This window comes from Microbacterium testaceum StLB037 (genome assembly GCF_900104345.1).
Classification (GTDB): Bacteria; Actinomycetota; Actinomycetes; order Actinomycetales; family Microbacteriaceae; genus Microbacterium; species Microbacterium testaceum_A.
In genome coordinates, this window is the sequence record NZ_FNJN01000002.1 from 349,283 (window position 1) to 366,378 (window position 17,096).

General features: G+C 70.8%; 19 protein-coding genes. 8 read left to right on the forward strand and 11 right to left on the reverse strand.

All coding sequences use genetic code 11. The features are described from left to right. The first annotated feature begins 97 nt into the window (after positions 1-97). Positions 98-670 carry an NADPH-dependent FMN reductase gene (locus BLS25_RS04970; protein WP_074694642.1) on the forward strand — a complete coding sequence of 191 codons (573 nt, stop codon included), beginning with the start codon at positions 98-100 and terminating at the stop codon, positions 668-670. Between the two features lie 80 nt (positions 671-750). Here BLS25_RS04970 and BLS25_RS04975 read toward each other — a convergent pair whose 3' ends face one another. The 3 genes from BLS25_RS04975 to BLS25_RS04985 form a co-directional block, all read right to left on the reverse strand. Further along, a complete protein-coding gene (locus BLS25_RS04975) occupies positions 751-2,010 on the reverse strand; it encodes an RNA polymerase sigma factor (RefSeq protein ID WP_074694643.1) in 1,260 nt (419 codons plus the stop codon). A gap of 6 nt (positions 2,011-2,016) precedes the next feature. Further along, positions 2,017-2,442 carry a YciI family protein gene (locus tag BLS25_RS04980; protein WP_056224684.1) on the reverse strand — a complete coding sequence of 142 codons (426 nt, stop codon included), beginning with the start codon at positions 2,440-2,442 and terminating at the stop codon, positions 2,017-2,019. A 116-nt stretch (positions 2,443-2,558) separates the two neighbouring features. Then, the gene (locus BLS25_RS04985) at positions 2,559-3,404 is read right to left on the reverse strand and encodes an exodeoxyribonuclease III (protein WP_056224682.1); all 846 of its coding nucleotides are present in this window, start codon (positions 3,402-3,404) and stop codon (positions 2,559-2,561) included. 83 nt (positions 3,405-3,487) lie between these two features. Here BLS25_RS04985 and pyrE point away from each other — a divergent pair, with 83 nt between their 5' ends. Further along, positions 3,488-4,066 (forward strand): orotate phosphoribosyltransferase, encoded by a 579-nt coding sequence (gene pyrE / locus BLS25_RS04990; protein ID WP_056224681.1) that lies wholly within the window; start codon positions 3,488-3,490, stop codon positions 4,064-4,066. 147 nt (positions 4,067-4,213) lie between these two features. On the opposite strand, the gene BLS25_RS16845 is transcribed toward pyrE, so the two are convergent. The 3 genes from BLS25_RS16845 to BLS25_RS05000 all read right to left on the reverse strand — a co-directional run bounded on the left by BLS25_RS16845 (position 4,214) and on the right by BLS25_RS05000 (position 5,491). Further along, positions 4,214-4,360: a hypothetical protein gene (locus BLS25_RS16845; RefSeq protein ID WP_176786312.1), complete on the reverse strand. Its 147-nt coding sequence runs from the start codon at positions 4,358-4,360 to the stop codon at positions 4,214-4,216. 18 nt (positions 4,361-4,378) lie between these two features. Next, positions 4,379-5,209 (reverse strand): HAD-IIA family hydrolase, encoded by an 831-nt coding sequence (locus BLS25_RS04995; protein ID WP_056224678.1) that lies wholly within the window; start codon positions 5,207-5,209, stop codon positions 4,379-4,381. Positions 5,210-5,320: 111 nt separating this feature from the next. Next, positions 5,321-5,491: a CsbD family protein gene (locus tag BLS25_RS05000; RefSeq protein WP_055832729.1), complete on the reverse strand. Its 171-nt coding sequence runs from the start codon at positions 5,489-5,491 to the stop codon at positions 5,321-5,323. A gap of 192 nt (positions 5,492-5,683) precedes the next feature. On the opposite strand from BLS25_RS05000, the gene BLS25_RS05005 reads away from it, so the two are divergent. Then, a complete protein-coding gene (locus BLS25_RS05005; protein WP_056224676.1) occupies positions 5,684-6,631 on the forward strand; it encodes an SDR family NAD(P)-dependent oxidoreductase in 948 nt (315 codons plus the stop codon). A 56-nt stretch (positions 6,632-6,687) separates the two neighbouring features. Here BLS25_RS05005 and BLS25_RS05010 read toward each other — a convergent pair whose 3' ends face one another. Continuing rightward, on the reverse strand, positions 6,688-7,323 hold the full coding sequence (locus BLS25_RS05010) for a metal-dependent transcriptional regulator (RefSeq protein WP_056224675.1): 636 nt from the start codon (positions 7,321-7,323) through the stop codon (positions 6,688-6,690). 9 nt (positions 7,324-7,332) lie between these two features. Beyond that, positions 7,333-8,676 carry an Nramp family divalent metal transporter gene (locus BLS25_RS05015; protein ID WP_074694644.1) on the reverse strand — a complete coding sequence of 448 codons (1,344 nt, stop codon included), beginning with the start codon at positions 8,674-8,676 and terminating at the stop codon, positions 7,333-7,335. 234 nt (positions 8,677-8,910) lie between these two features. Between BLS25_RS05015 and BLS25_RS05020 the strand changes: the two genes are divergently transcribed. Then, on the forward strand, positions 8,911-9,501 hold the full coding sequence (locus BLS25_RS05020; protein WP_256335547.1) for a TrmH family RNA methyltransferase: 591 nt from the start codon (positions 8,911-8,913) through the stop codon (positions 9,499-9,501). A 59-nt stretch (positions 9,502-9,560) separates the two neighbouring features. Here the strand turns inward: BLS25_RS05020 and BLS25_RS05025 are convergent, their stop codons facing one another. Beyond that, entirely contained in the window at positions 9,561-10,895 is a 1,335-nt protein-coding gene (locus tag BLS25_RS05025) for an MATE family efflux transporter (RefSeq protein WP_056224671.1), read from the reverse strand. A gap of 103 nt (positions 10,896-10,998) precedes the next feature. On the opposite strand from BLS25_RS05025, the gene BLS25_RS05030 reads away from it, so the two are divergent. Beyond that, complete coding sequence (locus tag BLS25_RS05030; RefSeq protein WP_074694646.1) at positions 10,999-12,978, forward strand: M13 family metallopeptidase; 1,980 nt, start codon at positions 10,999-11,001, stop codon at positions 12,976-12,978. A gap of 48 nt (positions 12,979-13,026) precedes the next feature. Continuing rightward, positions 13,027-13,992 carry a serine hydrolase gene (locus BLS25_RS05035; protein WP_074694815.1) on the forward strand — a complete coding sequence of 322 codons (966 nt, stop codon included), beginning with the start codon at positions 13,027-13,029 and terminating at the stop codon, positions 13,990-13,992. 5 nt (positions 13,993-13,997) lie between these two features. On the opposite strand, the gene BLS25_RS05040 is transcribed toward BLS25_RS05035, so the two are convergent. Together BLS25_RS05040 and BLS25_RS05045 are read right to left on the reverse strand one after the other, a co-directional pair. Then, positions 13,998-15,203, reverse strand: coding sequence for an MFS transporter (locus tag BLS25_RS05040; RefSeq protein ID WP_074694647.1), 1,206 nt, complete (start codon positions 15,201-15,203; stop codon positions 13,998-14,000). After that, entirely contained in the window at positions 15,200-15,724 is a 525-nt protein-coding gene (locus tag BLS25_RS05045) for a winged helix-turn-helix domain-containing protein (protein ID WP_074694648.1), read from the reverse strand. The genes BLS25_RS05040 and BLS25_RS05045 overlap by 4 nt, the downstream gene beginning before the upstream one ends. A 154-nt stretch (positions 15,725-15,878) precedes the next feature. On the opposite strand from BLS25_RS05045, the gene BLS25_RS05050 reads away from it, so the two are divergent. Both BLS25_RS05050 and BLS25_RS05055 read left to right on the forward strand, forming a co-directional pair. Next, positions 15,879-16,154: a hypothetical protein gene (locus BLS25_RS05050; protein WP_056224661.1), complete on the forward strand. Its 276-nt coding sequence runs from the start codon at positions 15,879-15,881 to the stop codon at positions 16,152-16,154. Between the two features lie 14 nt (positions 16,155-16,168). Further along, positions 16,169-17,062, forward strand: coding sequence for an FHA domain-containing protein (locus BLS25_RS05055; protein ID WP_074694649.1), 894 nt, complete (start codon positions 16,169-16,171; stop codon positions 17,060-17,062). Positions 17,063-17,096: the final 34 nt, after the last annotated feature.

Genomic DNA, 17,096 nt, shown 5'->3' on the forward strand with positions numbered 1-17,096 from the left:
GGAGTCAAGAGGAGGGGGAATACAGGTTCGATCGTGATGCTTGCACGTGAATGAGTTCGGGCGCCCGGCGCCCCCGTCGTCCAGAAAGAGGATCATCGTGACCGACTACACGATCGGCTACATCGTCGGCAGCATCTCCAGCACCTCGATCAACCGCCGTCTGGCGAAGGCGCTCGAGAAGGTCGCCCCCGAGGGCGTGACGCTGAAGGAGGTCCCGATCAAGGACCTGCCCTTCTACTCGCCCGACTACGACGGCGACTTCCCCCAGGTCGCGCTCGACTTCAAGAAGGCCATCGAAGACACCGACGCCATGTTCGTCGTGACCCCCGAGTACAGCCGCTCGATCCCGGGCGTGCTCAAGAACGCCCTCGACTGGTCGGCCCGCCCCTACGGCGAGGCCTCGTTCACCGACAAGCCCACCGCCGTCATCGGCACCTCGCAGGGCGGCATCGCCACCGCCGCCGGCCAGCAGCACCTGCGCGCCGTGCTCCTGCACTACAACGCGCTCGTCCTCGGTCAGCCCGAGGGCTACATCCAGTCGACCCCCGGCCTGTTCGAAGAGGACGGCACCGTCACCGACGAGGGCACGGCCGCGTTCCTGCGCTCGATCATCGAGGCGCTCGTGACCCTTGCGAAGCGCACCGCTCCCGCCGAGGTCCCCGCCGTCTGAGGCACCTCTCGCGACGGGGTCGGGGGTTCGCCCTCGGCCCCGTCCTCGCGCGCGCCGGGTTCCCGCTCGAAGGACCGGCCCTACCCCTCCGACTGTCCGTCGGAATTGAGAGCCAGCGCCTCGGCCTTGCGTCGGAGCAGCGCCGCCTCGCGCTCGTTGCGCGTGAGCCCGGCGGCGGCGAGCAGCTCCGCGCGCGCCTCGGCCGATCGCCCCAGGCGCGACAGCAACTCACCGCGCACCGACGGGATGAGGTGCGACCCCTTCAGCTTCCCGGTCGCCGAGAGCGCGTCGACGGCCGCGAGGCCGTCGAGGGCACCGGATGCCATGGCCACCGCGACCGCGCGATTGAGCGCCACGACCGGATTGGCTCCGAGCCGACCGAGCGCGTCGTAGAGCTGCACGATGCGCGGCCAATCCGTGGTGTCGACACTCGGGGCCTCGGCGTGACAGAGCGCGATCGACGCCTGCAGCTGGTACGGCCCGGCGCTTCGCCCGAGGGCTTCGGCGCGTTCGAGCAGCGCCCTGCCGCGCGCGATCGCCGACCGGTCCCAGCGCCGACGGTCTTGGTCGGCCAACAGCACGGCATCGCCGTTCGCATCGACGCGGGCGGCGAAGCGCGACGCCTGCAGCTCCATGAGCGCCGACAGCCCGAGCACTTCCGGCTCGCGGGGGAGCAGACGACCGAGCACGCGCCCCAGCCGCACGGCCTCGTGCGCGAGCTCGGTGCGCAGCACCGCGTCACCGGTGCTCGCGGCGTAGCCCTCGGTGAAGATCAGGTAGATCACCGCCAGCACGGCGGTCCGTCGAGCGGGCCACTCCGAGGGCTCGGGCACCTCGAACGGCGCCCCGGCCGCGCTCAACGCCTTCTTGGCGCGCACGATCCGCTGCTGCATGGTGGGGACCGGTACGAGGAAGAGCCGTGCGATCGCCTCCGTGTCGAGACCACCGACGACCTTGAGGGTCAGCGCGACCTGCGCGTCGCGCGCGAGGACCGGATGACACGCCGTGAACACCAAGCGCAGCACGTCGTCGTCGATGGGCTGCCACACGGCATCCGCCAGCTCGTCGAGATCGGCGCCGATGAGCTCGTACTTCTCGCCGCGCACCCGCTCGCGACGCCACCCGTCGATCGCGCGGCGCTTCGCGACAGCGGTGAGCCAGGCCCCGGGGTTGTGCGGCACGCCCTCGCGGGGCCACTGCGCCAGGGCCTCGAGCAGAGCGTCGTGCGCAAGGTCTTCGGCGGTGGGCAGATCACCGACCACGCGCGCTAGCGTCGCGACGATGCGGGCGCCTTCGATGCGCCAGATCGCCGCGACGCGTCGCGAGAGGTCGTCGGTCACGTCGGGTCAGCGCGCGGCCTGCTCCTCGCGCCAGCCCTCTTCCTTCTGGATGTACTCGTTGTCGGCGAAGGCCGCGAAGTCGGTCTCGTCGGTCACGCGGCGCACCTCGAGCGTGTTGCCCGCGATGAGAGGCGCGCGTCGCGCCCATTCGACGGCCTCGTCCTTGCTGGAGACCTCGATGATCCAGAAGCCGTTGAACAGCTCATGGGTCTCGCCGTAGGGGCCGTCGGTGACGACCGGCTCCTCACCGCCGAACTCGACGACGAAGTTCTTGCTCATGTCTTCGGCGAGGCCGTCGCCGGCGACGAGCACCCCCGCGTTGACCATGGACTCGTTGTACGCGCCCATCTCGTTGATGACCTGCTCGAACGGGATCTTCTTGTACTCCGCGTACGCCTCGTCGGTGCCGCGCATGATCAGCATGTACTTCATCGTCGTCTTCTCTCGTCGGTGCTCCGGGGAACCGTTCCCCTACTATCGCGTCGAATGGGCACCGAAGGAATCGACAGGGTGCGGAAAAGAGTTTCCGGATGCCGCTGCGGCGGCGCTCAGCCGAAGATCATCGGCAGGTCGTCCTCGTCGTCGGCGCCCGAGAGGTCGAGGTCAGCGACCACGGGCACGTGGTCGCTGGGGACTTCGCCCTTGCGCTCGTTGCGGTGGATCTCGGCGCCGTGCACCGCGTCGGCGAACGCCCGCGAGCCGAGGATGAAGTCGATGCGCAGGCCCTCGTTGCGGGGGAAGCGCAGCTGCTTGTAGTCCCAGTAGGTGTAGCCGGTGGGGATCAGCGGACGCACGACGTCGGTGAGGCCGGCGGCCTCGAAGGCGCGGAACGCCTCGCGCTCGGGCGGGGAGACGTGGGTGGTCGCGCCCTCGACGACCGTGGGGTCGCCGTTGTCGTCGTCGGTCGGGGCGATGTTGAAGTCGCCGGTCAGCGCGAGCGGCAGATCGGGGCTCTTCTCGAGGGTGTCGGCCGTGTACTGGCGCAGCTTGTCGAGCCAGTCGAGCTTGTAGACGTAGTGCGGGTCGTCGAGCCCGCGCCCGTTGGGCACGTAGAGGCTCCACACGCGCACGCCGTTGACGGTCGCGCCGATCGCGCGCGCCTCTTGCGGCAGGTCGGGGCCCTCTTTGCCCTTCTCGAACCCGGGCATGCCGGGGAAGCCGATCTCGACGTCTTCGAGGGGCTCACGGCTCGCGATGGCGACGCCGTTCCACTGGTTCAGGCCGTGCGCGGCGACGTGGTACCCGGCCTCTTCGAACGCCGCGTACGGGAACTGCTCCGTCTTGCACTTGATCTCCTGCATCGCCAGCACGTCGATGTGCTCGCGCACGCAGAACTCGACGGTGCGGGTGACGCGGGCACGGATGGAGTTGACGTTCCAGGTGGCCAGGCGCATGGCATCCAGCCTACTTTCGGCCGCCGACATCGGCGGCCAGGGTGACCCCGGCGTTATCCGTATGGAGCACTAAACTCGGGGCCGTGACCACCGCCTCCACGCCCGAGCTCGAAGCCGACCGTCAGGCCCTCATCGGCCTCATCAAGGACGAGGCGGTGTTCCACGGCGACTTCACCCTCTCGAGCGGCAAGAAGGCGACGTACTACGTCGACATGCGCAAGCTCACCCTCGACCACCGCGCCGCTCCCGCGATCGGCCGGTTGGTGCTCGACCTGGTGAAAGACCTCGACGGCGTCGTCGCCGTCGGCGGACTCACGCTCGGCGCCGACCCCATCGCCAACTCCGTCATGCACGAGTCGGTGCACGCCGGTCGCCCGCTCGACGCGTTCGTCGTGCGCAAGGAGCCCAAGGACCACGGCCGCGGCCGCCAGATCGAGGGCGCCGATGTGAAGGGCAAGCGCGTCGTCGTCGTCGAAGACACCTCGACCACCGGTCAGTCGGCGCTCAAGGCCGTCGAGGCCCTGCGCCGCGAGGGTGCCGAGGTCGTCGCCGTCGCCGTGATCGTCGACCGCAAGACCGGCGCTCAGGCCGCGATCGAGGCCGAGGGCCTGCAGTGGCTCGGGTCGATCGACCTCGACGACCTGGGCCTCGCCCCGCAGTAAGCCCGCCGCGTCGCCAGAACAGGCAGGTGCGCTGAGAACAGGCCGATTCCGCGCGACTCGTCCTGTCGCGGTGACACGCCCTGTTCTCGTGACGATCAGGGGGTGGATGCCGACCCCGCGCCGCCCCGAACGGCGCGACAGCCGTGCTCAGGGCGCGTCGTCTCCCGGCCCATCGAACGGGTCGCGACGACCGCTGCCGCCGCGACGCGAACGGCGCCACTGCACGATGAAGGCGACGAGTGTTCCCGCCGTGATGACGAAGGCGACGATCAGCCAGAGAGTGCGGTCGTCCATGATGTGGTCTCCTCGGGCTCAGAGTCCCGCTTCGAGGCCCTCTTCGCCGTCGGCGAGATCGGTCTCGACGGGTTCGGCGCGCACGAGTTCGGCGACCGAGCCCAGGATCTCGTCGGGGCGGAACGGGTAGCGCTCGATCTCGCGCTGGTCGCTGATGCCGGTCATCACGAGCACCGTGTGCAGGCCCGCCTCGATGCCGGCGACGATGTCGGTGTCCATGCGGTCGCCGATCATGCCGGTGTTCTCGCTGTGGGCGCCGATGCGGTTGAGGGCGGAGCGGAACATCATCGGGTTGGGCTTGCCGACGATGTAGGGCTCCTTGCCCGTGGCCTTGGTGATCAGGGCCGCGATGGCTCCGGTGGCGGGCAGCACTCCCTCGGTCGAGGGGCCCGTGGCGTCCGGATTCGTCGCGATGAACCGCGCGCCCCCGCGGATGAAGCGGATCGCCTTCGTGATCGCTTCGAACGAGTAGTTGCGGGTCTCGCCCACGACGACGTAGTCGGGGGTGGTCTCGGTCATGATGAAGCCCGCCTCGTGCAGGGCGGTGGTGAGCCCCGCCTCGCCGATGACGAAGGCGGAGCCGCCGGGCATCTGCGACTTCAGGAAGTCGGCCGTGGCGAGCGCCGACGTCCAGATCGACGACTCAGGGACGACGAGCCCCGACGCCCGCAGACGGGCGCTGAGATCGCGCGGGGTGTAGATCGAGTTGTTCGTCAGTACGAGGAACGGCGTGCCCTCGGAGCGCCACTGCGCGAGCAACTCTGATGCTCCGGCGATGGGCGTGTTCTCATGGACGAGAACGCCGTCCATATCGGTCAGCCAGCACTCGATGTCGCCTCGGGTCCGCATGGGGCCCAGCCTAGACCCGGCCATCGACACGCTCCCAGGGGGTGATTTCCCCGTGAACGAGCGCGGGCGGGCCCGACCGGAGTCGTGGCCCGCCCGTCCGCGGAAGCCGACTTACTTGAAGGTGTCCTTCACGTTCTCGCCGGCCTTCTTGGCGTCGGCCTTGACCTGGTCGGCCTTGCCTTCGGCGGCGAGCTTGTCGTTGTCGGTCGCGTTGCCGATCGCTTCCTTCGCCTTGCCCACGATGTCCTGAGCGGCGTTCTTGATCTTGTCGTCGAGACCCATGATCTGACTCCTTCTTGTCGTGTCGGCGTCGGCGGCGGGAGTATCTCGTCGCGACGGAGCGGGTTGCTCACAGAGGAGACGCACCCCGAGCGGGATTCGTCACGCGAGGTCGCGAAAAACTTTTCGTCGGGCGGTATTCCGTCTGCGGAATGCACCCGTGACGGACGGGCTCGATCTCGTTAGGGTCGAAGGGTGACGCGAACCGAATGGGACCCCGAGAACCTCCCGAACCTCTCCGGGCGGTCCTATCTGGTCACGGGCGCCACGCGCGGGCTCGGCTTCTTCGCCTGCGAGCAGCTCGCCGGCGCCGGAGCCCATGTGCTGCTGACGGGGCGCAATCCCAACAAGATGTCCGCGGCCAAGGCCGCGATCAAGCGATCGACTCCGGATGCCAGCATCGAGACGCTGCTGCTCGACACCAGCAACATGGGCTCGGTGCGTGCCGCCGCTGCCACGGCCCGCGCGCGCGGGCGCCTCGACGGTCTGCTGCTGAACGCGGGCATCGTCCACCCGCCCAAGGAGCGCGAGACCGCCGGCGGCCACGAGTTGGTGTTCGCGACCAACGTGCTCGGGCACTTCGCGCTCGCCGGCGAGCTGCTCAAGCCCCTGGCCGCTGCGCGCGGTCGCATGGTGTGGGTCGGCAGCATGTCGACCTCGCTGTGGCGCCACGTCCCCACCGACCCCGAACTGCGTGAGGGTTATTCGCCCTGGCGCGCGTACGTGCAGTCGAAGGCGGCGACGACCGCTCTGGCGCTCGAGGCGCAGAAGCGCCTGATGGCTCACGGCGTCCCGGTCGAGAGCCTCGTCGCGCACCCCGGGTACTCCACGAGCGGCCGGACCCGCGGAGTGCGCGGGGTCAACGAGCCGAGTCGTCTCACCCGCTTCCTCGACAACCTGCAGGCCCCGATCACGCAGTCCAAAGAGCAGGGGGCCTGGGCGCTCGTCCGCGCGCTCGTCGACCCTCTCGCCGAGGGCGGCTCGATGTACGGACCGGCGCTGGTCGCGCGGGGCGCACCGCGAGTGGCGACCCCCGCTCGTCGGACGCGCGGCGGAGAGCTCGGCGCCGACCTGTGGCGCGCGTGCGAGACGGCGACGCACGTGCGGTGGCCGTTCGATCGGGCCCGACGCGCGGCATCCTGAATCCGGGGCTTCACTCGATCTCGGTGAGAGGGCTCAGCTCGCCCCGGTGACGCGTGTCAGCGCGTCAGCCAGACCGAGCTCCCCGCCCCCGCGGGCAACGACACCTCGACGCCGTCGGCGCGCACGACGTCGTCGCTGAGCACCTCGAGTTCATGCCCCACGTCGATGCCGTTCTCCACGAGGGCCCGCAGCAGCTCCGGATCGCGGTCGCTCACGCGCAGGACCCGACCCGAGTGCCCGGCCGGCGCCTCGGCGAGGAGCACGAAGGGTTCGCGGTGCACCGAGCCGTCGGCATCCGGGATCGCATCTCCGTGGGGATCGAAACGCGGGCGGCCGAGCCGCTCGTCGATGCCCTCGAGCAGACGGTCGCTGAGGGAGTGCTCGAGGACTTCCGCTTCGTCGTGCACCTCGTCCCACGAGTAGCCGAATTCGCGCACGAGCCAGGTCTCGATGAGACGATGGCGACGGATGACGCCCGCCGCACGTCGCCCGCCCGCGGTCGTCAGCGACACCGGTCCGTACGGCCGGTGTGTGACGAGCCCCTGCGCGGCGAGCTTCTTGACCATCTCGGTCACGCTCGACGGTGCGAGGCTCAGCACCGCGGCGAGCTGCGAGGGCGTGATCGGATTGTCCTGCCACTCGGTGTGGTGGTAGATCGCCTTGAGATAGTCGTCGGCCACGGGCGATTCCACTCCGTCAGCCTATCCGCCGGTGAACACCAGCCACAGGAGCAGGGCGTTGAGGGCGATGAGGAAGACGGATGCCAGCACTCCGGCCGCCGTGGTCAGCCCCCGGTTGCGGTACTCGCCGAGCACGTCGGGTCGACGGGTGAGGGCCACGAGCGGGACGAGCGCGAAGGGGATGCCGAACGACAGGACGACCTGGCTGAGGACGAGCGCGAGGGTGGGGTCGACGCCGAGGCCGAGGATGACGAGCGCCGGCACGAGGGTCACGAGGCGGCGGGCGAGCAGGGGGATGCGCGCGTGCAGCAGCCCCTGCATGATCTCGGCGCCCGCGTAGGCGCCCACGGACGTCGAGGCGAGACCGCTCGCGAGCAGTCCCACCGCGAACAGGGTGGCGACGAGCGGGCCCAGTCCGTCACGCAGGGCCGCGTAGGCGCCCTCCAGGCTGTCGGTGCCGTCGACGCCGGCGAGGTTCGCCGCGGCGAGCAGCAGGATCGCCAGGTTCACGGTGCCGGCGACGGCGAGGGCGATCGTGACGTCCCAGCGCGTCGCGCGCAGAAGACGGGGGGTCGAGATGCCCCGGGCGTGCGCGAGGGTGTCGGCGCGGCTCTGGGCGATCGCCGACTCCGGTGCGTGGGCGTGCGCCGCGGCGATGCCGCCCGAGGGGTCGGCGGGGTCGCCGGTGGGCGCGAAACGGTCGCGGGCGAGAGCGGAGTGCGCGTAGATCGCGTGCGGCATGATCGTCGCCCCGAGGATCGAGGCCGCCAACAGCACCGAGGTGCTGCCCTCGAATCTCGGCACGAGACCGGCGATCACTCCGGTGGGCTCGGGCGGCGCGAGGAACAGGCCGAACGTGAAGCCGACGGCGATCACGAGTAGCAGGCCGATCAGCACAGTCTCGAAGGCCCGCGCCCCGCGCCGCGTCTGCACGAGCAGCAGGCCCATCGAGATGACCCCCGTGATCGCCCCGCCCCACACGAGGGGGATGCCGAACAGCAGATGCAGCGCGACGGCACCGCCGATGACCTCGGCCACGTCGGTGGCCATCGCGACGAGCTCCGCCTGCAGCCAGTAGGCGCGTCGCGTCCATGGGTGACGGATCCGACGGCCGAGCACCTGGGGGAGGCTCTCTCCTGTGACGATGCCGAGCTTCGCCGAGAGGTACTGGATCAGCCACGCCATGACGTTGCCGAGCACCACGACCCACACGAGCAGATAGCCGAACGTCGCCCCCGCGGTCATGTTGCTCGCGACGTTCCCCGGGTCGAGGTACGCGACGCCGGCGACCATCGCGGGTCCGAGCAGCCAGAGAGCGCGCTGCGGCGCGCGGCGGCGGGGCGCGGCATCCGATGTTTTCGGCACCCCGAAACCGTAGCAATTTTTCGGTTGGCCGAAAAGTGTGCGATGTCGCGGAAAGCGCGGCGCGCGCCCCGACCGTCCAGTGCCGTCGAGACGAGGTCGCCACCGCACCGCGAGTAGCCTGAAACGGTGACGGATGCCGAGAACCCCCCGCCGTCGCAGGGCGACGCCGCCGAGCCCCGATCGACGGATGCCGGCGGCCCGGCGTCGCCGCAGGAAGCGCCCCCCACGCACGGCGTGGGCCCGTGGCCCGGGGGCGCGGACGCGTGGCCCGACGACCCGCGCTACGACCGCGACCTGCTCGAGAACGGCGACACCCGCAACGTGGTCGACGAGTATCGCTACTGGAGCATGGACGCGATCGTCGCCGACCTCGACGCGAAGCGGCATCCGTTCCACGTCGCAATCGAGAACTGGCAGCACGACCTCAACATCGGGTCCATCGTTCGCAGCGCCAACGCCTTCCTCGCGGCCGAGGTGCACATCGTCGGCAAGCGCCGCTGGAACCGTCGCGGCGCCATGGTCACCGACCGGTACCAGCACGTGCGCCACCACGAAGACGTCGCCGCCTTCGCCGCCTGGGCGCGCGAGGCGGGGCTGCCGGTGATTGCGGTGGACAACGTCGAGGGGTCGGTGCCCGTCGATCGCGCCGACCTTCCCGAGGCCTGCGTCCTGCTCTTCGGTCAGGAGGGGCCGGGACTGTCCCCCGAGGCGATCGAGGCGGCCACGGGGGTCGTCGAGATCACGCAGTACGGATCGACCCGTTCGATCAACGCAGCGTCCGCCGCCGCCGTGATCATGTACGAGTGGTGCCGCCGCTGGGCGTGACCCGCGCCCGAACGCGTCGGGCGGATGTCCGCGCGGTGCGCGCCCACCGTGAGGCCGCCTCAGGCGGCGTCGCCCGCGCTCATCCACGACCGGCCGCGCACCCGAAGCCCGAGGGTGAGCGCCCGCGCCACCATGTAGACCCCGAAGAACGCCGCCGAAAGCCACGCCAGGCCGACGGCGCCGCCGCCCGCGAACAGCGCCACGAGGACCAACGCCGGAACGTACGGCACGAGGTTCAGCAGCCCGGCGAGAGCGAGGTAGCGCGCGTCGCCGGCCCCGATCAGAACGCCGTCGAGCACGAAAACGAACCCCGCCAGCGGTTGGGCGAGCGCGAGCACGAGCAACGCGGGCTGAATGAGCGCGGCGATCTCGGCATCGCCCGTGAAGACCACGCCGATGACGCCCGAGGTGGCCGCCAGCACCGCCCCTACCGCCACGCCGAACCAGATGCCCCACGCGCTCGTGCGGGTGAGCACCCGCCCCACCGTCACGGTGTCGGCGGCACCCAGAGAACGGCCGATCAGTGCTTGAGCGGCGATCGCGAGGGCGTCGAGCGCGAACGCGGCGGTCGAGAAGATCGTGAACGCGATCTGCCAGCCGGCCAGCTCCGCCGAGCCGAGGCCCGTGGCGACGGCGACCGTGGCCAGGAACGCGGCGCGCAGGCTGACCGTGCGCAGGAACAGCCACCCGCCGGAGCGCACCGTGCCGCCGAGGCTTTCGCGTTGGAAGCCGAGGGATGCCGTGTGCACCCGCGCCAGTCGCCGTGCGACGAGCACGTAGGCGCCGACCATCCCCCACTGCGCGACGACCGTGCCGATCGCGGACCCGGCGATTCCCCAGCCGAAGCCGTAGATGAAGAGGGCGTTGAGGAGGGCGTTCGCGCCGAAGCCCAGGCCGGCGATCCAGAGCGGGGTGACCGTGTTCTGCATGCCGCGCAGGAGCCCGGTGGCGGCGAAGACCACGAGCATGGCCGGCAGACCCCACATCGAGATCGCCAGGTAGGTGCGCGCGTTCTCGGCGACATCGGGGGCGGCGCCGAACAGATCGACGACCGCGGGCGTGACGAGCGAACCGGCCGCGGCCAACAACGCGCCCAGGCACAGGGCCAGCCACATGCCGTCGATCCCGACGCGCACGGCGCGGCCGTACTCGCCGGCGCCGTAGCGTCGGGCCACCGCGGGTGTGGTCGAGTAGGCGAGGAACACCATCAGCCCGACGATCGTCTGCAGGACGGCGCCCGCGATGCCCAGTCCGGCGAGGGGAGCGACGCCCAGGTGGCCGACCATCGCCGCGTCGACGATGAGGAACAGCGGTTCCGCGATGAGCGCGCCCAGGGCCGGCAGCGCGAGCCGCAGGATCGAGCGGTTCAGCGTCTCGGGCGGATGGGTGGTCACGGTCCGAGCCTAGGGCGGGGTCGCGACACCGCCGCGGCGGCGCACCCGCGGCGCGGAGGGCCGTTCCGAGCCCCCGTGGATGTGTGGCACTTATCCTGTCTCCATGACCGACATCCCCCGCTCCGGTCTCGCGCTCGACGAGCTCAGCGACGAGATCCGCCCGCAGGACGACCTGTTCCGCCACGTGAACGGCAGCTGGCTCGAGCGCACCGAGATCCCCGACGACAAGGCCCGCTGGGGCTCGTTCCACCTCATCGCCGAGCAGGCCGAGGCGGACGTGCGCACCATCGTCCAGGAGTCGCAGGACGCCGAGCCGGGCAGCGAAGCCCGCAAGATCGGCGACCTGTTCGCGAGCTTCATGGACACCGACCGCATCGAAGCCGCCGGTCGCGAGCCGCTCGCCCCGCAGCTCGACCGCGTCGACGGCGTCTCCGACATCCCCTCGCTCCTCCGGCTCATCGGCGAACTCGAGCGCGACGGGATCAGCGGCCTGCTGACCCTCTTCGTCGAGCCCGACCCGGGCGACCCGACCCGTTACGTGCCCGTCGTCTACCAGGGCGGCATCTCGCTGCCCGACGAGAGCTACTACCGCCTCGACAACTTCGCCGACACCCGCGCGGCCTACCGCGCGCACATCGAGCGCATCCTCGAACTCGCCGGGGTCGCCGAGGCCGCGGCATCCGCCGATCGCACCTTCGCCCTCGAGACCGACATCGCCGCGCACCACTGGACGCGCGAAGACAGCCGCGACTCGGTCAAGACCTACAACCTGAAGTCGTGGGACGACACCGTCGCCCTCGCAGGCGTCGACCTCGAGCCGTGGCGCGCGGGGGTCGCCCCCGGACACGAGGACGCGCTCGCCGAGGTCGTCGTCTACCAGCCGAGCTTCGTCGAGTCGCTCGGCGCCCTGCTCGTCGAGGAGCGACTCGACGACTGGAAGGCGTGGCTGCGTTTCAAGATCGTGCACGCCGCCGCGGCGTTCCTCTCCGAGGCCTTCGTCGCCGAGAACTTCGCCTTCTACGGCACCCAGCTCACCGGCGTGCCGGTGAACCGCGAGCGCTGGAAGCGCGGCGTCAGCCTCGTCGAGGCGGCCCTGGGCGAAGCGATCGGCAAGGTGTACGTCGAGCGCCACTTCCAGCCCGCGGCGAAGGATGCCATGGACGGTCTCGTCGCGAACCTGATCGAGGCGTACCGCCGCTCGATCCAGGGCCTGTCGTGGATGACCGACGAGACCCGCGAGCGCGCCCTCGCCAAGCTCGACACCTTCGTGCCGAAGATCGGCTACCCGGTCCGCTGGAAGGACTACTCGGAGCTCGAGATCACCGCGGACGACCTCGTCGGCAACGTCCGTCGGGCGCACGTCTGGGAGCACGACCGCCAGCTCGCCAAGGTCGGCCAGCCGATCGACCGCGACGAGTGGTACATGACCCCGCAGACGGTCAACGCGTACTACAACCCGCTCATGAACGAGATCGTGTTCCCCGCGGCGATCCTGCAGTACCCCTTCTTCGACGCCGATCGCGACGCGGCCGCCAACTACGGCGGCATCGGAGCGGTCATCGGTCACGAGATCGGCCACGGCTTCGACGATCAGGGCAGCCGCTTCGACGCCGACGGGTCGCTTCGCGACTGGTGGACGGATGCCGACCGCTCGGCGTTCGAGGAGCGCACCAAGGCCCTGATCGCCCAGTACGAGGCCCTCGTCCCCCAGGGGTTGAGCGAGGAGCACCACGTCAACGGCGCGCTCACCATCGGCGAGAACATCGGCGACCTCGGCGGGCTGGGCATCGCGATCGCCGCATACCGCCTGTTCCTCGAGAGCCAGGGCGAGACCGACCTCGACGGCCCGGTCGTCGACGGGTACACCGGCATCCAGCGGCTCCTGCTCAGCTGGGCGCAGATCTGGCAGCAGAAGGGCCGCGACGCCGAGACCATCCGCTTGCTCACGATCGACCCTCACTCGCCGAACGAGTTCCGTTGCAATCAGATCGTGCGTAACATCGACGCGTTCTACGAAGCGTTCGAGGTGACCGAGGGCGACGCCCTCTGGCTCGACGCAGACCAGCGCGTCACCATCTGGTGAGGTCGCGTTTGTTGCTCTCCTGACGCGGAAGGAGCCACGCTCGTGGGCATGCCCCCGGTTCCCGAGCCCGCCCTGCCCGATCCCGTCGGCGGGCCGGTGGAGTCGTCTCGACGCGACGCCCCGGCCCTCCGGGGGGCCGGACGCAAGGGGCCCAAGCGACTGCCCCGCCGCGCGGCGGCGGGTCGCCGGTCGTTCACGGCGACCCTGCGCTCTCTCGACGAGCTCGCCGCGTCGGGCGCGAAGGTGTCGGTGCGCATCGACGACCTCGACGGGGGCTCCACCGAGGTGCTCGCCGGCGACGACTTCGTCACGCTGCCGGTCGGAGGTCTCGGCGTCGTCCCCCTGCTCATCGAAGCGGCGGCCGCGTTCGAATCGGGGCGCCTCGACCCGCTCGAGATCATCGATCGCGCATCGGTGCACGGCGCCGCACACGGCGGCGTCTGGCAGCACCTGAAAGCCCCGGCGCTGCCCCTGACCGACGTGGCCATGCTCGCCGCGTCGTCCGGCGACGCCCTCGCCGTCAACGCCCTGCTGCACCGGGTGGGTCTGCAGTCCGTGCGCGCGCGGGTCGAGCAGCTCGGGCTGCGTCGCACGGCCCTGCTCGACCGCTTCCGTGACGACCGCGGTCCCGACGACGCCCCGCATCTCGCCCTGTCGACGGCCCGCGAGATGGCCCAGGTCTTCGCGGGGCTCGTGAACTCCACCGTCGTCTCGCCGGGGGTGAGTGCCCAGGTCGCCGAATGGCTGAGCCTGAACCACGACCTCTCGCTCGTGGCATCCGCCACCGGCCTCGATCCTTTCGCGCACGAGAACGACCAGCACGGGCTGCTGTTCATCAACAAGACGGGGCGTGCCCCGGGCGTCCGCGCCGAGGCGGGCGTGCTCGGCGGGCCCCGCGCGGGGATCTCGTACGCGCTGATCGTGAACTTCGACGACCTCTCGATCGCCCACCGACTGCGCGCGCACGACGCCTTCCGCGTGCTGGGCGTCGAGCTGATGGAGTACGTGTACTGAGGCTGTCAGGTGGTGCGCACGCGCCACACGCTCCGGGAGCAGCCCGCGAACACCGTCGCCACCACGATGACGGCCGCGCAGCCGAGAAGTACCGGGGGTGCTCCGAGTTCGTGCGCCAGGGGTCCCACCAGGATCTCCCCAAGGGGGACGGCCACGAACGAACCGACCATGTCGTACGAGTACACCCGCGAAAGCGCCTCGCGCGGGACCTGGGTCTGCAACGACTGGTCCCAGGCGATCGCGAAGAGCTCGATGGCCACCCCTCCGACGCCGAACGCGACCACGAGCAGCGCGAGCGTCGGCTGCACCGCGAGCACCGCGACGGGGAGAGCGACGGATGCCATGCCGGCGACGCCCAACCCGAGCGCACGTCGCGGGTGCCAACGCAGGGCGATCACCGCACCCAGCGCGAGGCCCGCGGTCTGCGCGGCGACGACGAGTCCCCACCCACCGCGGCCGAAGGTCTCGTCCGCGACGAGGGGGCCGAGAACCGTGGTGGCTCCGACGAACGCGGCGTTGAGGACGGCGAACTGCAGCACGACGATCCAGATCCATCGACGACTCGCGAACTCCCGCCACCCCTCGCGCAGTTCGGTCCAGACCGATGCCGTCGCGCCGGGGTCCGCGGCATCCGACCTCTGCGGGAGGCGCAGGCGGGTGAAGAGGATCGCCGCCACGGCGAAAGCGGCAGCGTCGATCGCGAGACCCCATCCGGGCCCGACCGCGGCGACCACGACGGCTCCGACGGAAGCGCCGGCGATGCTGCCGCCGTTCAGACCGAGGCGCAGCAGCGCATTCGCCGGGCGCAGGAGGGATGCCGGCACCGTGTCGGGAACGAGGGCGGCGGCGGCCGGGAGGCTCACCGCCGATACCGCGCCGTTCACGACGCTGAGCGCGATGAGGATCGGGATGCCGGCCGTTCCGGTCAGCACGAGGGCGGCGATCGTGCCCTGCGTGGCGGCCGCCGCCAGGGATGAGCCCACCAACACGGCCCCGCGGGGCAGGCGATCGGCGAGGACCCCGCCGAACAGCAGCATCGCCACGTTCGCGATCGAGCGCGCAGCGACCACGAGTCCCAGGTCGGCTGCCGAGCCGGTGAGATCGAGCACGGCGAAGGCGAGCGCGATCGGGGCGACGGAATTGCCCACGATCGCGGTGGTCCGGGCGGCGAGCAGCCAGCGGAACGGCGCGTGGGAGAGGGGCCCCGTCACCGCGGGCGTCGGATCGGGAAGAGCGCCGCTGTCATCGACACCGGTCGTGTGCCGGGGGTTCGCGGGGGCTGGGCTGCGGCGTGCAGAAGGGCCGACGCTTCGCCGACGTGCTGCACGATGCGGCTCCAGATCTGCGGGTCGACCCAGAGTTCGGCATCCGTGGTCAGGGCCGGCCCGTCCGTGCGTGCGCGTGCGCGGCGGCGGAGTTCGTCGACGAGCGCGGCGACGTACTCCTCTTCGCCCGCGGGCGCGCGCTCACCCAGGTGCGTCTCCGGGTCGTACCGCCGCGAAGAGCTCTCGTGGCGGTAGCGCCGCGCGTCCCCGCCGCGCAGCCGCACGACCTCGACGACGCGGATCAGTCCGGCCCGTTCGAGCACTCGCAGGTGGTAGCTCGCCGACGCCTGGGAGATGCCGAGCTCGCGACCGGCATCCGCCGCGCTCATCGCCGCTCCGGTGAGCAGCGACAGCAACCGCAGGCGCAGGGGGTGCGCGGTCGCGCGCAGTTCGTCGATCTGGGACATCCCGCCATCGTGGCGCGCCCGCGAGCAACCGTCAAACAGCTCTTTGGGGGTCGGGCAGATGGTCCCGCACCCGACGCCCGAGCGCAATCCCTCCTTTCGAGCCCCGACCCGCTGGGACGCTGGTGGCCTCGAAACGAAAGAAGGGACCGAAGCCATGTCGGACACCACTCCCACCAACGACCCGTTCGCCGCCTCGAGCGGACCCGAGGGCCACTCCATCACCGACTGGACCGACCTCGGCCGCGAGATGTGGTCGTACCTGACCGGCCGCGGCGCCGCGGTCAACTACTCGTTCGTCGATATGACCGTCGAGGTGCCGCGCGACATCGGCCCCGACGCGCCCCGCGCGACCTGGAAGCTCAACGGCACCCTCCGCGTCACCACGAGCGACGACACCGCGGCCGGGTCCGACCCGTACCGCGGCAACTGAGGGGAGGCGCCATCATGGTGCGCCTCGACATCGACCTCGCCTTGTCGGAACACGAGCAGGACCAGGATGCCGACACCCCGCCGTTCGAGGGCACGGTCACGGCCGCGGGCACCGAGGTGCGCATCGTCGTGAGCGACCCCTCGCGGTTGCCCGGCAACGGCCGGCGGACGCTCGCCGAGCTGTCCACGGTTGCCGACGCCCTGGCATCCCGAGGTATCTCGGTGAAGCTCGAGGGACCGGAGGGTCCGATCCTGCATCTCGGCGACGTGAAGAGCAGCGTGCTGCAGCGCGCGATCACGGGGTCGAAGCACATCCGCCTCGGGTCCGTCTCGGCGGTGGCGCCGTTGCTGACGCGGCGGAACAAGGGGCAGGCGCTCACCTTCCCGATTCCGCCTGAGACGCCGCTACCCCTCGTGCCGACGGTCAATCGCACGGTGCGACGGCGCATCACGACGACCCACTACACGCCCGGTTCCGGTCGGCCGCGCCTGATCTTCGCGGTCGGTGACTCGTCGTGGGACGGCTCGCGTCCGCGGGAGTTCGACCTGCTGCCGACCAAGACGGTCATCGGTTCGGGCGAGGGGGTCGACCTGCGGCTTCCCGGTCTCGCGCCGGTCCACGCCGAGATCCGCCACGAGGGCGACGACGAGTACGTCCTCTACGGTTTCGACCAGGTCGGCGGTGGCGGGGCACGCGAGCAGGGCCCCGGACGCGACCGCGGCGGACGCATCCTGCGCACCGGCGCGCGCGTCGAGCTGGGCGGCTGGCGTCTGGCGTACTTCCGCGCGGAGTTCGCCGACCACGGACGCCCCTATGGCGGCCGCCAGGGCGGCGAGCTCTCGGACCAGCGCAAGCAGCCGCCGCGCGGCGGTTCGGGCCCGCTCAGCCGGGCGACCGACCCGGAGTGACCACTCTCGCGTGAGGGGTCGTCTTCTGTCGCTT